The 15,087-nt window shown below is 69.5% G+C and carries 14 protein-coding genes; 6 read left to right on the top strand and 8 right to left on the bottom strand.

What is annotated here, in order from left to right; genetic code table 11:
• Window positions 1–4: 4 nt before the first annotated feature.
• The 4 genes from AB0M51_RS02035 to AB0M51_RS02020 are packed head-to-tail and all read right to left on the bottom strand — an operon-like array spanning window position 5 to window position 4,429.
• Window positions 5–898: a carbohydrate ABC transporter permease gene (locus tag AB0M51_RS02035; protein WP_344189876.1), complete on the bottom strand. Its 894-nt coding sequence runs from the start codon at window positions 896–898 to the stop codon at window positions 5–7.
• Entirely contained in the window at window positions 895–1,800 is a 906-nt protein-coding gene (locus AB0M51_RS02030) for a sugar ABC transporter permease (RefSeq protein ID WP_344189878.1), read from the bottom strand. Before AB0M51_RS02030 ends, AB0M51_RS02035 begins: the two co-directional genes overlap by 4 nt.
• Window positions 1,801–1,802: 2 nt before the next feature.
• Window positions 1,803–3,128 carry a sugar ABC transporter substrate-binding protein gene (locus AB0M51_RS02025; RefSeq protein WP_344189880.1) on the bottom strand — a complete coding sequence of 442 codons (1,326 nt, stop codon included), beginning with the start codon at window positions 3,126–3,128 and terminating at the stop codon, window positions 1,803–1,805.
• Window positions 3,095–4,429 (bottom strand): hypothetical protein, encoded by a 1,335-nt coding sequence (locus tag AB0M51_RS02020; protein ID WP_344189882.1) that lies wholly within the window; start codon window positions 4,427–4,429, stop codon window positions 3,095–3,097. The genes AB0M51_RS02025 and AB0M51_RS02020 overlap by 34 nt, the downstream gene beginning before the upstream one ends.
• A gap of 146 nt (window positions 4,430–4,575) precedes the next feature.
• Between AB0M51_RS02020 and AB0M51_RS02015 the strand changes: the two genes are divergently transcribed.
• Genes AB0M51_RS02015 through AB0M51_RS01995 form a run of 5 tightly spaced genes read left to right on the top strand, consistent with a single transcriptional unit; the run spans window position 4,576 to window position 8,474 of the window.
• The gene (locus AB0M51_RS02015) at window positions 4,576–5,391 is read left to right on the top strand and encodes a DUF6597 domain-containing transcriptional factor (protein ID WP_344189884.1); all 816 of its coding nucleotides are present in this window, start codon (window positions 4,576–4,578) and stop codon (window positions 5,389–5,391) included.
• A 54-nt stretch (window positions 5,392–5,445) separates the two neighbouring features.
• Window positions 5,446–6,672 (top strand): FAD-binding oxidoreductase, encoded by a 1,227-nt coding sequence (locus tag AB0M51_RS02010; RefSeq protein WP_344189887.1) that lies wholly within the window; start codon window positions 5,446–5,448, stop codon window positions 6,670–6,672.
• A 3-nt stretch (window positions 6,673–6,675) separates the two neighbouring features.
• The gene (locus tag AB0M51_RS02005; protein ID WP_344189889.1) at window positions 6,676–7,566 is read left to right on the top strand and encodes an NAD(P)-dependent oxidoreductase; all 891 of its coding nucleotides are present in this window, start codon (window positions 6,676–6,678) and stop codon (window positions 7,564–7,566) included.
• Window positions 7,567–7,578: 12 nt separating this feature from the next.
• On the top strand, window positions 7,579–7,962 hold the full coding sequence (locus AB0M51_RS02000) for a PPOX class F420-dependent oxidoreductase (protein ID WP_344189891.1): 384 nt from the start codon (window positions 7,579–7,581) through the stop codon (window positions 7,960–7,962).
• Window positions 7,963–7,988: 26 nt separating this feature from the next.
• Window positions 7,989–8,474 (top strand): ATP-binding protein, encoded by a 486-nt coding sequence (locus AB0M51_RS01995; RefSeq protein ID WP_344189893.1) that lies wholly within the window; start codon window positions 7,989–7,991, stop codon window positions 8,472–8,474.
• Between the two features lie 47 nt (window positions 8,475–8,521).
• On the opposite strand, the gene dusB is transcribed toward AB0M51_RS01995, so the two are convergent.
• The 4 genes from dusB to AB0M51_RS01975 all read right to left on the bottom strand — a co-directional run bounded on the left by dusB (window position 8,522) and on the right by AB0M51_RS01975 (window position 12,064).
• Window positions 8,522–9,643, bottom strand: a complete 1,122-nt coding sequence (gene dusB, locus AB0M51_RS01990; protein WP_344189895.1) for a tRNA dihydrouridine synthase DusB — start codon at window positions 9,641–9,643, stop codon at window positions 8,522–8,524.
• A 1-nt stretch (window position 9,644) separates the two neighbouring features.
• The gene (locus AB0M51_RS01985) at window positions 9,645–10,313 is read right to left on the bottom strand and encodes a hypothetical protein (RefSeq protein WP_344189897.1); all 669 of its coding nucleotides are present in this window, start codon (window positions 10,311–10,313) and stop codon (window positions 9,645–9,647) included.
• 2 nt (window positions 10,314–10,315) lie between these two features.
• Window positions 10,316–11,701, bottom strand: coding sequence for a glycine--tRNA ligase (locus tag AB0M51_RS01980; protein ID WP_344189899.1), 1,386 nt, complete (start codon window positions 11,699–11,701; stop codon window positions 10,316–10,318).
• Window positions 11,702–11,782: 81 nt separating this feature from the next.
• The gene (locus AB0M51_RS01975) at window positions 11,783–12,064 is read right to left on the bottom strand and encodes an antibiotic biosynthesis monooxygenase (RefSeq protein ID WP_344189901.1); all 282 of its coding nucleotides are present in this window, start codon (window positions 12,062–12,064) and stop codon (window positions 11,783–11,785) included.
• Window positions 12,065–12,129: 65 nt separating this feature from the next.
• On the opposite strand from AB0M51_RS01975, the gene AB0M51_RS01970 reads away from it, so the two are divergent.
• On the top strand, window positions 12,130–15,078 hold the full coding sequence (locus AB0M51_RS01970) for an AAA family ATPase (protein WP_363747715.1): 2,949 nt from the start codon (window positions 12,130–12,132) through the stop codon (window positions 15,076–15,078).
• The last annotated feature ends 9 nt before the right edge of the window (window positions 15,079–15,087 follow it).

Below are 15,087 nucleotides of genomic sequence, written 5' to 3'. Positions count from 1 at the left end.
CGCCTCAGCCCTTCACGGATCCGGCGGCCATGCCCTGCACCAGCTTGCGCTGGAAGAGCAGAGCCAGCACCAGGGGGGGAACGACCGCGAGCACTCCGGCCGCGGCCATCACGGTGAACTGGGTGTTGAAGTCGGTGGCGAAGTTCGCCGCCACCACAGGGATCGTCTTCGCCGCCTTCGTACTGGTCAGGAACAGCGCGAACATGAACTCGTTCCACGCGGTCATGAACGCGAACACCGCGGCGGCGACCAGCCCGGGCGCCGCCACCGGCAGGAACACCGTCCACATCGTCCGGAACCAGCCGCATCGGTCGACCCGGGCCGCCTCCTCGAGCTCACGCGGCACCGACCGGAAGAAATCCTTGAGGATCCAGATCGTGATCGGCAGCGCGAACGTCGTGTAGGACAGGATCAGCGCCAGGTACGTGTCGAGCAGCCCGAACGACCGCATCAGCAGATAGAACGGGATGATGATCGCGATCCCCGGCACCATCCGCGTGAGCAGATAGAGCACCAGCAGCACCTGACTCCCGCGGAACTTCAGCCGCGAGAACGAGTACGCCGCGAACGTCGCCAGCGCGAGGTTCAGTACGGCGGTGGAGGTCGCCACGACCAGGCTGTTCCGCAACGAGTACGGCGTTTCCGACACCGCCCGCCCACCGACCAGCTCCTGCGCCGCGTCCGGCCGGACGAAGCCCAGATAGTTCGCCAGCGTCGGATGCACCGGGATCCAGTGCGGTGGCACCGAGATCGCGTCCACCTCGTGCATGAAACTCATCGCCACGATCCAGTAGAACGGCAGCACGAGATACAACCCGAACCCGACCGCCAGGACGTAGAGCACGATCTTCTTCCACGGAATCCGGTACCGGACCGGGACCTTCACGACGGTCGTCATACGTCGAAGTTGCCTTTCCGGTAGAGGAGGCCGATGTAGGCGACGGAGATCAGCAGGGTGATCGCGGTGATCACCCAGGCGTAGGCGCTGCCGAGGCCGAAGTCGGTGAAGGTGAGGACGGTCTGGACGTCCAGCAGGGCGATCGTCGTGGTCGCGTCGCCGGGGCCGCCGCCGGTCAGGACGTAGATCGTGTCGAAGGCGCGGAACGCGTTCATCGTCTCGAGGATCAGCACGATCAGCAGCGGATGCAGGAGCCACGGCACGGTGACCTGCGTGAAGCGCCGCCAGGCGCCGGCGCGGTCGACCGTCGCCGCGTCGTACAGCTCTGAGGGGATTGTCGACAATCCGGCGAGCAGGATGATCACCGAGAACGGCAGCGTGTTCCAGACCTGGGCCAGCGCGGTGAACAGGAACGCGCCGGTCCCGGAGGTCAGCCAGGCGTGGTAGTCGTCGATCAGGCCGAGTTGCTGCAGCAGACCGTTCAGCGCGCCGGTCTTCGCGTCGAAGATCGTCCGCCACATCAGGCCGTTCACCACGCCGGGCATTGCCCAGGGCAACAATGCGAGACTGAGCAACAGCCCGCGGCCGTGGAACCGTTCGTTCAGCACCAGCGCCAGGATCAGCGCGAGTACGACGGTCAACCCGAGCACGACCACCACGAACAGCGCCGAGACCTTCAACGCGGACAGGAACGCGTGGTCGGAGAGCAGCGACCGGTAGTTGTCGAAACCGATGAATCGCTTGGCCCGTGGGCGTTTCAGGTTGTTCTTCTGCAGGCTGACGTAGAACGAGTACGCGATCGGGTACGCGACCAGTAGGGCGATCACCGCGATGGCCGGGGCGTTCAGGGCCCACGCCTTGGCGGTGTCGCCGAGCGGGCGGCGTTCGGCAAACGCGACCATGCTCAGGAGTACTTCTTCTTGAGCGTGCCGGCAGTCTGAGCGAGCGAGTCGACGGCCGCCGACGGCTGCGTCTGGTTGCTCAGGACGCCCTGGACGACCTTGTGCATCTCGGTCTCGAACTCCGTGTACCACGGCACGCCCAGCACGTTCCGCGGCTTCGCGATCTCGGCCAGGTGCGCGTAGATCTTCGGATCCGCGAACTTGCGCAACGCCGCGACGATCGTAGGATCGTCGACCATCTTCTTGTAGGCAAAGCCGAGCCCGCGCTGCAGGAACCAGAACTTCGCGGTGTACGGCTGCTTCTGGTCGTCGTACCCGCCGAGGTACGTGAGCAGCTTGAACGCGTTGTCCTTGACCTCGGTGTCCTTGGCCAGGCCGTACATCCGGGTGTTGCTGACCGTCGCGTGTTCCTTGCCGTCCAGGCTCGGCACGAGTGCCATCCGGATCTTCCCGGCGGCCTTGGACTTCGCCGGGTCGTTGTAGTCGCGGCTCGCGTACCGCGCGCCGATCGTGTACGCGTACCGGTTGGCCTTCATCGCGTTGTCGACGGGCACCGGCAGCAACTGCAGCGACGCCGGGTCGATCACCTTGGACTTGGTCGCGGCCTGCTGCAGCCAGCTGAACACATCCTTCGTGACTGTGTCGGAGGTGTTCATGATCGGATTCTGCTGATCGTCGAACATGTTCCCGCCGCTGCCGAAGACCAGCGCCCACACCCACGACCACCAGGTGTCGGACAACTGCGCCGGCAGCCCGATCGGGTACTGCAGCAGGCCGGCGTTCTTGATCTTCAGCGCCTGCGCCTCGAGTTCCTCGAGGCTCGCCGGCGGCTTCGAGATCCCCGCCTTGGCGAGGATCCCGGCGTTGTACGTCAGGCAGTTGGCGTCGGTGTAGTACGGGAGGCCGTACCGCTTCCCGTCGTACGTCATCGCCTGGGCGTTGCCGGGGTAGATGGCGTCGTAGATCTCGTCGACACCGGCCATGCCGTCGAGCGGCTGCAGGTAGTCGCCGTCGACCCAGGCCGCGAGCGAGTCGTCGTACACGTAGAGCGCGTCCGGACCGCCGCCGCCGGTGAACTCGGCGACGACCTTCTGGACGTACTGCGCGCTCGTGATCGGGGTGTAGTCGACCTTGATGTTGCTGGTCTTGGTGAACCGGTCGAGGTTCTGCTGGACGAGGGCGGCCTCGTAGTCCCAGCCCTCGAACTTCACGCTGCCGTCCCCGGAACCTCCTCCGGAGGACGACTTGCCGGAACAGGCGGACAGAACAGCGGGCGGGACCAGTCCGAGACCGGTCAGCTTGAGGATGTGGCGGCGGGTGAGCTCCATGGTTGTGCCTCCAACGCTCGGGCGATGCGCAGTCGGTACAGACGCGTCGGGCGTCCTTTGGGGTGGTGCTGGGCAGTGCCCTCGACGCTCACCAGGCCGCCTGCGTCGAGGGTCCGGATCAGGCGGCGCCCGCTCTGGTCCGTGATTCCGAGATGACCGGCAAGCTCTCCAGGCGAGAGCGTGCGGCCTTGCAGTTCCTGGTCCAGCGCGGCCAGCCGGGAGACGGTTGCCGCGCTCAGACCGACGTACTTCGCGAGCTGTTCGATGTCGTCGCCGTGCGAACGGTACGAGTACCGCAGCGCCTCGCCGGCCGGTCCCATCGGGCCGATCACGACACCGCTGTCCTCGAACAGGTACGCGCACGGCTCCGCGGCGAGCTCGGCACGGGCCGCCGCCTGCTCGGCGAGCAGCACGCAGTTCCGGGCCGAGACGCCGACCCCGAACCCGGCCGAGAGCCGCGCACCGAGCGCCGCGGCGGCCTCGGCGAGCGCCGGTACGGCGACCCAGTTGCGGGTGATCCGCTCGAACAACGCCTTGTGGGCGAAGACGACGACACCGCGGCGCCCGCGGTTCTCGATCCAGGCGCCGGCGAACTCGGGGGTGTTGTGCAGGTGGTTCATCAGCCCGATCCGGGCCCGTTCCTCGTCCGGCGCGTCCGAGATCAGGAACACCCCGGCGGCGAACCGTTGCGCACTGGCCCGCTCCGACTCGATCCGCAGCGCGAGCTCGTGCAGCTCGGTCCGGATCGTGGCCGGCACCGGCATCCCGCTCATGATCGAGATCTGCCCGGCCAGTTGCTCGCGGACGGCCGCGCGCACGCTGATCACGTAGCTGCGCTCCCCGAACCGCGCGAACGCGTCCCGGTGGAACGCCGCGATCTCGTCGACGGTCTGGGTCGGTGCGTAGGGCAAGCAGTCGATCTGGTCCTGGTCGAGGTCCAGCGCGGTGGCCACCGCTTCGACCGCGTCGGCCGGGAACGTGTCGATGCTGACCGGCGTACGGCCCCAGCCGCGTTCTTGCGCACGGTACAGCGCGAGCGTCAGGTCGAGCGCCGACGACCGGATCACGCCGACCGGAAGCCCCGGCGGGAGGAGCTCCTGACTCGCCGTGTACGGCACCGGGCCGGCCAGGAAGCCGTCGAGGTGCGTCGTCGTACTCAGGAACTCGGCGACCCGGTCGCGGATCTCGTCCTCGTGGTCGTAGCTGACCCATTTCAGGTCCACACCGCGCAGGGTGCGCGCGGCGTCGTGGAACAGCTCGTGATGCGTCACGTGGGTGACGACGCCGATCACGATGTCCACGGGGACTCCCCTTTACGAACCATGTTCGGAAGTGACTCGTAAATGCATTGCCGTCAAAGGTCCCCCGGAATCCCCTGGCAGGTCAAGGGATCAGCGGAAAGTAGAAGGTTCTTGACATCTCCCGCCGAACGCCGTTGAGTGCGAGCGTGTATCTCGAACGGGCGCCGATTCCGGGGCTGTCCGGAGCCGTCCGGACGGTCTGGATCCAGCGCACCGGCGCGACCGACCACGTGCACCGGCACCTGCCCAGTGGCGGCGTCGAGATCCACTTCCCGATCGGCGGACGGCCGCACCTGCTCGGCCCGTTGACCGGGCCGGCGATCGAGATCATCCCGGCGCGGACCACGTTGGTCGGCGTCCGCTTCCGTCCCGGGACCGCGCCGCCGCTGCCGGCCGTTCTCAACGACCTGGTGGACCAGCGGCTCGGGCTGGCCGATGTCTGGGGCCCGACGGTGGAACGGCTCGTGGACGCGATCGCCCGTGCGACGACCCCCGAGCGGGCGCTGATGTATCTGCAGGCGCACCTGCTGAACGAGTTCCGGATCGCGGGCCGGCCCGATCCGCTGGTGCGGAACGCCGTACAGGCACTGATGCCTTGGCAGCCGATCGCCATCGACTCACTCGCCACGCAGCTGTCGCTGTCCACCAGCCAGCTCCGCCGGCGGTGCCTGCACGCGGTGGGCACGACTCCCAAGGTCCTCCAGCGGACGCTGCGCTTCCAGGGGTTCCTCGCGCTCGCGCAGGCCGGTGCGGCACCCTCCGGCCGGCGCGGCACCGACGGTACGGCGGGACTCGCCATCGACGCCGGTTACGCCGACCAGGCGCACCTCAGCCGGGAATGCCTGCGGCTGACGGGGCTGACCCCGACCCAGCTGCTCGGCGAGAACCTCGACCGCTGCGCCTGCGAGCACGACCACTCGGGGTCGTACCTGCCGTTCCTCGCGACCCGGCTCCGGGCCTGAGCATGCACGTTTTGTTCAAGAACCGGAGGGTACGCCGCTCCTAGTCTCGACCACATGCCGAAGACGATCGAGCGAAAGCCCCGGGTGGTGCGCGGGACGACGGTGGCGGAGGTCGTCGCCGCCGTCGGACAGGCCCGCGCGACCGGCGAGCACCTCGTGCCACGGGGCGGCGGCCACTGCTTCGCCGGGCGGTCCTCGGCCGGCGAGGTCGTCCTGGACCTGACAGGCCTCGACGCTGTCTCCGTCGCCGCAGACGGGACAGCGACCGTCGGCGCCGGTGCCCGGCTCGCCCAGGTGTACGACCAACTGCACGCGAACGGCCGGGCGCTCCCGGCCGGTTGCGGCCCCACCGTAGGTATCGCCGGCCTGACCCTCGGCGGCGGTATCGGGCTGATCGGGCGCAAGTACGGTCTCACCTGCGACCGCCTGCTCGGCGCGCAACTCGTGCTCGCCGACGGCAGTGTCGTCGAGACCGACGAGAACCGCGAACCCGAGCTGTTCTGGGCGCTGCGCGGTGCCGGCGGCGGACAGTTCGGCGTGGTCACGGAGCTGCGGTTCGCCACCGTGCCGGCCCCGGTCGTGACCCGCGTCGCCGCGGACTGGGTCGTCCGCGCGCCGGAGGAGCTGGTCGCCGCCTGGCAGGCCTGGGCGCCCGGCACCCCCGACGACCTGACGGTCAACCTCGCGCTGATCTCCCAACCAGGCCAGGCGATCCGGGCCGTGCTGGCCGGGGCCGGCCTGCTCGCTGAGGACCCGACCCGGGAGTTGCTGCAGGAGCTCAGCGACCTGAGCGGTACGCCGGTGCCGTTCCAGCTCCGCGGCGGACTGTCGCTGCGGGACCTCAAGCGCAGCTTCGCCGATCCGCCGGACGCGCCGCATCACACGACGCTCCGGATCAGGTCGGAGTTCTTCGGACACGCACTGACCGACGGTGTCCTCGACGCGCTACTGACCCGGCTCCGCGCCGGCGGCGGACCGCGGCACCTGTCCTTCACCGCGATGGGCGGCGCGTACAACCGGATCGCCCCCGACGCCACGGCGTTTGCCCACCGCAACGAACGCTTCCTGCTCGAGCACGTCGCCCGGCGCGCGGATCCCTGGATCGACGCGTCCTGGACGACGGCGCACGCGGACGGCAGCGGCCACGTCTACCCGAACTTCCCGGACCCGGCGCTGGCCGACGGGCCCACGGCGTACCACGCAGAGAACCTGGCACGGCTGCGCACTGTCAAGAACACCTACGATCCCGGGCACTTCTTCCACTTCCCTCAAGGACTGTGACCTATGACGATTCTGATCACCGGCGGGCTGGGCATGATCGGCGCCCACACCGCCCGCGCGCTCACCGACCTCGGCCACCAGGTCGTCGTCACCTCGCACCGCACCGCCGACGTACCGTCGTTCCTGGAAGGACGGGTCACGGTGGAGTCCCTCGACGTCACCGACCGGGACGCATTCCTTGCCCTGGGCAAGCGCCACGCCGTCAGCGACATCGTGCACCTCGCCGGCACCATCCCCGGCGAGGACCCGGTCGGGTACTTCCGCACCGACACCACCGGCCTGCTGAACGCGCTCGACGCGGCCCGCGCCTGGGGTGTCCGCCGGTTCGCGGTCGCGAGCAGTATCGGCGTGTACATCGGCCGGACCGAGAACCCGTGGCACGAGGAGCTCGCGCTACCGGAAGCCGATCTCCCGCACCTGATCATCGCGTTCAAGAAGGCGGTCGAACCGCTCACCACCCACGCCCTGCGCGGTACCGGCGTACAGCCGGTCATCCTCCGGATCGGGTCGACGTGGGGACCGCTGATGGATCCGGAGTCGGTGTTCAACTTCATCCCGCCGTACGTCAGCGCCATCCAGCGCGGCGAACAGCCGGCCCCGTTGCCCGCCGACGAAGGCGGCGACTCGTGCTACGCACCGGACATGGGACGCGCGATCGCCCTGCTGACAACGGCGGAAACGCTGAATCACACCACCTACAACGTCTCCAGCGGCCGCCCCTCGATGTACCGCGACTTCGCCGAAGCCCTGAAGGTCGAGACCGTGCCCGGCGGGCAGGTGACCCCGCACCTCGACATCAGCCGGCTCACCGCGGAGACCGGATTCACCCCGGAGTACGACGCCGCCGAAGCCGTCGCCCACTACGTCGCCTGGCGTTCCAGCAACCCTCGTTGAACGGAGAAGATCATGCTCGAACCGCGAGTACGCAGTGTCCTCGACGCCGCGTCGTACGCCCATCTCGCGACCGTCCTGCCGGACGGCTCGCCGCACAGCACGCCGGTGTACGCCGGCACCCGCGGGGACCAGATCGTCTTCTTCACCGGACCTTCGATGCGCAAGGCACGGAACCTGCGGCGGGATCCCCGGCTGGCGTTGTCGATCGTCCCGGCCGACAATCCGTTCGAGCCCGTCGTCGTCCGCGGGCGGGTGGTCGAGTGGATCGAGGGTGACGAGGCGTGGGAGATCATCGACCGGCTGGTGGCGAAGTACATCGACATCAAGTACCCCCGTGATCACGAGCGCGTCGTCCTGGTCGTCGAGCCCGACCACCAGAAGGTCGGAATGAGCTGACCTTCCACAACTGGTTGGATGTGGGGGTGGCGGCCGGGTTGGTGGTGTTGTGCGGGACCTCGTTCTCGGGGAAGAGCACGGTGGCGCGCGAGTTGGCACGGCGGTTGCCGGCGCGGGTCGTGAGTCTGGACGAGATCAACGAGCGGCGCGGGTTGTGGGGCGGGGACGGCATCCCGGTCGAGGAGTGGGGCCGGACGCATCGGATCGCCCAGGCCGAGGTGCTGGAGTTGCTGGGCTCCGGTGTGGCGGTGGTCGTCGACGACACCAGCTCGCCGCGGTTCCTGCGGGACGGGTGGCGGGCGCTGGCGGCTGAGGCCGGGGTTGAGTTCAGGTTGGTGTACGTCGAGGCCGACGAGGCGACGGTCCGCGCCCGCCGGGAGTCGAACCGCCTCTCGCCGTCCCGACGAGATGTCACCGACGCCGTCCTCGACCAGCACCTGGCCGCCTTCGAACCACCTGACCCGGACGAGGGCGCACTGTCTGTCGACCAACTGTGGAATGTCCTGCGGTAGCCAAGTGCCGGAGGACACCACGCCCACGAGACCGGCAGCCGCCGCGTTCAGCCGCCGGAGACGCCGATTTCGGCGTCGGCCAGGTCGGCGGTCAGGCCGTCCGTGTCGTTGAGCCAGCCTTCGGGGAGGATGATGTGGTCGCGGGGGCTGCCCTGACGGCCTCGCGGGGCGCCCAGTTCGGCGACCGGGAACGGAACGCTCGGGTCCAGCTGTGACAGCAGGACGTCCAGGTTGGCGAGGGTGTCGACCATGCCGAGGGCGGCGCGAAGTTCGCCGCCGGCGGGGAAGCCCTTCAGGTACCACGAGACGTGTTTGCGGAAGTCGCGCAGCCCGCGCTGCTCCCCCATCAGCTCCGCGAGCAGCTCGCCGTGCCGCCGCATCACCGCCGCGACCTCACCGAGCGTCGGCAACTCGAGCACCTCGTCCCCGGCGAACGCCGCCGCCAGGTCGCGGAACAACCACGGCCGTCCCAGGCACCCGCGCCCGACGATCACCCCGGCGCATCCGGTCTCGGCGACCATCCGCAGCGCGTCGCCGGCTTCCCAGATGTCGCCGTTCCCGAGCACCGGGATCGACACGTGCGAGACCAGCGAAGCGATCGCCGACCAGTCCGCCTGGCCGGAGTACGCCTGCGCGGCGGTCCGCCCGTGCAGCCCGATCGCCGCGGCACCCGACTCCTCGGCGATCCGTCCCGCGTCCAGGTAGGTCTGGTGCGAAGCGTCGATCCCGATCCGGGTCTTCATCGTCACGGGTACGCCGTACGGCGTCGCCGCGTGGACCGCCGACCGCAGGATCGCGCCGAGCAGGTTCCGCTTCCACGGCAGAGCGGCACCGCCGCCCTTGCGGGTCACCTTCGGCACCGGGCACCCGAAGTTCAGGTCGACGTGCGCGACCCCGTACGAATCACAAAGGATCTGCACCGCGCGCCCGACATACACAGGATCCACGCCGTACAACTGCACCGACCGCACAGTCTCGCTCTCGGCGAAGGTCAGCATGTCGAGCGACTTCTGGTCCCCCTCGACGATGCCCCGCGAGGTGATCATCTCGCACACGTACAGCCCGGCGCCCTGCTCCGCGCACAGTTGCCGGTACGCCGCGTTCGTGATGCCGGCCATCGGCGCCAGCACCACCGGCGTCTCGATCGTCAGGTTGCCCAGCTTCAGCACTTCAAGCCTTCTTCACGACGACGTCGCCGTTGCCGGTGATCGACGCCTTGTACGGCAGGACCGCGTTCGCGGTGGTGGTCACGTCACACCCGATCGGCAGCCCGTCGTGGACGACGATGCCGATGTCCTCCATGGCGCAGGCCACCTTCGAGGCGCCGGGCGCGACCCGCAGGACCGCGTCGACCACCTTCGGGCGGACGATCGCGATCTCTTCGGAGGTGAACTTGTACGACGCGCTGTACTGCTTCGCGTCGACGGTGAGCTTGCCGGTGAACGGCTTGCCGGCGTAGGTGACCGTGCAGTCGAGGTTGTGCTGCCCGGCGGTCTCGACCTTGTCGATGCCGGGGCACTTCACGGTCGTCGTGGCGGCCCGGCCGGCCGCGATCTGCGTCTTCTTGGCGATCGCGAACGTGATCCGCTCGGCCAGCGGCGCGTCGTCGGCGGGCGCGCCGGTCACCTTCGGCGTCGGCCACGGCGTACTGGGCGTCGGCAACGGGGTGAGCACGGGCGTCGACGCGGTCGGGATCGGCGTACCGGACGACCGCCCCGTCGAAGGCCCGGTCGAAGGAGCCGTCGACGGGGAGTTGCCCGCGGTCGGCTTGCTGTCCGAGCAGGACGCCAGCACGAACACGGCCACCACTGCCAGGCCGAGCCCCCGGGTGACCTTCATGCTCAGCAGCCCACCAGGTGCTGGGCGAGGTACCCGGTGACCTCGGTGAGCGCGACCCGCTCCTGCTTCATCGAATCGCGTTCCCGGATCGTCACCGCCTGGTCCTCGAGGGTGTCGAAGTCGACGGTGATGCAGTACGGCGTACCGATCTCGTCCTGGCGGCGGTACCGGCGGCCGATCGCGCCGGCGTCGTCGAAGTCGACGTTCCAGTTCTTCCGCAGCTCGGCGGCCAGGTCGCGGGCCTTCGGGGACAGGTCGGCGTTCCGGGACAGCGGCAGTACGGCGGCCTTGACCGGCGCGAGCCGGGGGTCGAAGCGCAGCACGGTCCGCTTGTCGACGCCGCCCTTCGCGTTCGGCGCCTCGTCCTCGGTGTACGCGTCGAGCAGGAACGCGAGCACGTTGCGGGTCAGCCCGGCCGCGGGCTCGATCACGTACGGCGTCCAGCGCTCGCCCTTCTCCTGGTCGAAGTACGACAGGTCGGCGCCGGAGTGCTTGGAGTGCGTGGTCAGGTCGAAGTCGGTGCGGTTCGCGATGCCCTCGAGCTCGTCGAACTCCTTGCCGCCGAAGTTGAACCGGTACTCGATGTCGACCGTGCGCTTCGAGTAGTGGCTCAGCTTCTCCTTCGGGTGCTCGTAGAAGCGCATGTTGTCCGGGTTCAGCCCGAGCCCGGTGTACCAGTCCCAGCGGGCCTTCAGCCAGTACTCGTGCCAGTCCTCGTCGGAGCCGGGCTCGACGAAGAACTCCATCTCCATCTGCTCGAACTCGCGGGTCCGGAAGATGAAGTTGCCGGGGGTGATCTCGTTCCGGAAGCTCTTGCCGACCTGGGCGATGCCGAACGGCGGCTTCTTCCGGGCGGTGCCCATCACGTTCGCGAAGTTGACGAAGATGCCCTGCGCGGTCTCCGGGCGCAGGTAGTGCAGGCCCTCGGAGGACTCGACCGGGCCGAGGTACGTCTTCAGCAGGCCGTTGAACATCCGCGGCTCGGTGAAGGTGCCCTTGTTGCCGCAGTTCGGGCAGGCGATCTCGGCGAGCTGGACGGTGTCGGCGTCCTTGTTCTTCCGGCGCGCGTAGTCCTCGCGGAGGTGGTCGTCGCGGAACCGCTTGTGGCAGGACTGGCACTCGGTCAGCGGGTCGACGAACTCGGACAGGTGCCCGGACGCCTCCCAGACCTGGGTCGGCAGGATCACCGAGGAATCCAGCCCGACGATGTCGTCGCGGCCGGTGACCATCGTCCGCCACCACTGGCCGCGGACGTTGTTCTTCAGCTCGACGCCGAGCGGCCCGTAGTCCCAGGCCGACTTGGTACCGCCGTAGATCTCGCCGCAGGGGTACACGAAGCCTCTCCGCTTGCTGAGGCTGACGACGGCATCGACGGTTTCCACGGGCACTTTTGGACTCCAGAACGGGTACAGACAAATCTATGGAAGGCTCCAGGCTATCGGTCCCCGGCGCCCGCGATCGAATCCGCGCTAGATCGGCAGATCTTCGTACGCCGTCGGCTCGTCGATCGCCTGCGACAGCAGCGGTACGGCGGTGAGCTTCACGTCGTACGGCGACAACGCCCGGCGGTAGCTCCCGACGTTCTCGAACTCCAGGGTCAGCGCCAGCAGCTCCGGATCGTCCACGTTCCGCCCGGTCCGGGCCGCGACGAACCCCTTCTGCTGCGCGAGCACGTCGACGGCGGCCTGTAACCGCTCTCCGAACCCGGCCTGCTCGGACTCCCCCACCCGGAACCTGATCACCACGAACACCCAGGTCACCTTACGGTAAGCGACCAGGGCTTCCGCAGCGGCGGCGGCCGCCGCACAGTGACGGTATGCCCGAGCGTGTGGTCGGCCGGACCCGGGAGCTGAGCACCCTGACCGGCCTGCTGGACGAGGTCGAGCGCGGCCGCGGCCAGGGCGCGCTCCTGATCGGCGACGCCGGGATCGGGAAGTCGACCGTCGCCGCGGCACTCGCGGATGTCGCGCGCGATCGCGGGTACGCCGTCGCGTGGGGCCGCTGCCCGGAGACCGAGACGCTGCCGTACTGGCCGTGGCGGCAGGCGTTCCGGGCGCTGGGGCTGTCGGTCGAGCCGGCCGACGCCACCTTGGCCCGGACCAGCATGTACGCCGCGGTGGCGGACCGGCTCGGCGCGGTGACCGCCGGGCAACCGGCCGTGATCATCCTCGAGGACGTCCATCTCGCCGACGGGTCGACGCTCGCGCTCCTCCGCTTCGTGGTCGGCCTGCTCCCCGAGCTGCGGTGTCTCCTGCTCGTCACCAGCCGCGACAACGCGGTCGACGTACCGGAACAGGTCGCCGAGGCGCTCCGGGCGTTGCCGCCGTCCTTTGTACGGCTGCCGCTGACCGGGTTGGACCGCGACGCGACAGGTGAGCTCGTCGCACAGGTCGTGGGGAGTGCGGACGCCGCGTACGCCGACGCCGTGCACGCCAGGACCGGCGGCAACCCGTTCTTCGTCCAGGAGCTCGCCCGCTGGCAGGCGGCCCGCGGTACGACGTCCACCGAGACGCCCATCGGCGTACGCCAGGTGCTCGATCGGCGCCTCGCCCGTCTCGACCAGCACACGTACGACGTACTCGCCGCCGCGGCCGTACTGGGTGAGGACGTGGGGCTCGACCTGCTCGCCGCGGTCGTGGACACGGGCCGCGCGGACCTGCTTGCCGTACTGGCTGCCGCCGTTGCGGCGCGGTTGGCCGAGGTGGACGGGAGCCGCGTGCGGTTCGCGCATTCGCTGGTGCGTGAAGTGGTGTACGCGGGGCTCGGCGTGCATCAGCGGTCGGCGCTGCACTTGCGGGCGGCTGATTCGCTGGCTGATCAGAACGACGCGGGGCAGGTAGCGGCGCACTGCCGGGCGGCGGGTGCGGTCGAGCGGTCGCGAGAGTTCGCCTTGGTGGCGGCGCGGGCTGCGCAGCGGCAGTCCGGGTACGAGCAGGCGGTTCGGTTCTACCGGTGGGCGGACCTGGACGATCCTGTCGTCCGGCTGGAACTGGGTGCCGCGCAGGTGCTGGCGGGTGAGCTGGCAGCCGGGCGGGACACGCTGCGGGCGGTGGCGCGGACGACGGAAGATCCCGAGCTGGTCGCGCGAGCTGTGCTGGCGATGGGCGGCGGGGTGGGCGGGTTCGAGGTGGACCTCGGCGACGAGGAGCAGACCGCCTTGCTGGAACGGGTCGTACCGCTGCTGCCGGACGGCGCGTCGAAGGCCGCGGCCGTGGCGCGTCTCGCCCTTGCGCGGATCCCGACGGATCGCGGGGACGGCCCGCGGCAGCTCGCCGACGAGGCCGTACGACTGGCCCGGGCGGCTGGTGATGCCCGGGCGGAGGTCGCCGCGCTGGCGGTGTGGTGCGACGTGTTCTCCGGGCCGGACCATGTCGCGGAGCGGATCGCCGCGGCCGAACGGATGCTGGCGATCGCGACCGGTGACCTGGCATTGGTGCTGCTCGCCCGGAGGCTGCTGGTGGTTGCCCTGCTGGAACAGGGGCGGTTCGCGGAGGCCGACGTACAGATCGCGGCCTTCGCGCGCGCCGTACTGCCGTTGCGGCTTCCGCTGTACAGCTGGCTGGTGCCGATCTGGTACGGCATGCGGGCATTGATGTCCGGCCGGCTGGAGCTCGCCGCGAGTTGTATCGCCCAAGCCACGCAGCTCGCCGACGACGCGGACAGCCCGAACGCGCGGCTGATGGTGTTCGCGTTGCGCGCGGCACACGCCGACCTCACCGGCGTGGTCGAGGAACTGCGTGCGTACGTCGAAACGGTGATGGGTCCTTTTGTCGGCAATCCGCTGGTTGACGGTCCGTCGGCGTACTACTTCGCCCGGGCCGGGTCGACCGAGGTGGCCCGGAGCATCGTGCGGCGCCGGGCGCGCGACGGGCTGGACGCGATCCCGCGGGACGCCGAGTGGCTGGAGTCGCTGGCGTTCCTCGGGGAGGCGGCCCGGGTGCTGGGCGAGCCGGAGGCGGCGCGCCTCGTGTACGACGCGCTCACGCCGTACGCCGAGCTGTGGGTGATCGACGGGATCGGTGGCGCCTGCCTGGGCAGCGTGTCGTTGTTCCTCGGCCGACTGGCCGCGCACCTGGGCAGACCGGAGGCGCGGCGGCTGTTGGAGAACGCGCTGGAGGTGCATCGGACAGCCGGGGCGGAAACGCTCGCGGCCGAGACCGAGAAGGCGCTTGCCGAGCTCGGTGTGCCGACTGTTCGGGCGGTCGGTGACGCGGGTGAGCTGCGGTGCCTGGGGGCGAGTTGGGAGGCGACGTGGCGCGGTGTCACCGCACATGTGCCTGATTCCAAAGGGATTCGCGACCTGGCCGAACTGCTGGTTCGGCCGCGGACTCCGGTGAGTGTTCTCGACCTGTCCGGTCCTGGGCGGGTGCAAGGCGCCGATCTGGGTCCGGTGCTCGACCAGCAGGCGCGGACCGCGTACCGCCGACGGTTGCTCGAGTTGGAGGAGGAACTGACAGAAGTGACCGATCCGGCGCGGGCGGAGCGACTCCGGGACGAGCGGGAGTTCCTGGCGCACGAGCTTGCCAGTGCGCTCGGGCTCGGCGGGCGGGCGCGGTCCGCGGGCGATCCGGTCGAGCGCAGCAGGAAGGCCGTCTCGATGCGGATCGGCGTTGCCGTGAAGGCGATCGAGCGCGTGCATCCGGCGCTGGGCCGGCATCTGCGGGCGTCGATCCGGACCGGTCGCCAGTGCGTGTACGAGCCGGCCGACGACGTCACCTGGCATTGCCAGTCGGCAGCTGGCGCCTCAGGGGTGACAGCAACCTAGGGAGGGCGA

The sequence above is a fragment of the Kribbella sp. NPDC051137 genome, assembly GCF_040682535.1.
GTDB lineage: Bacteria > Actinomycetota > Actinomycetes > Propionibacteriales > Kribbellaceae > Kribbella > Kribbella karoonensis.
The sequence above is the reverse complement of the archived record's forward strand: the minus strand, read 5'-3'. Positions and strand labels throughout refer to the sequence as shown.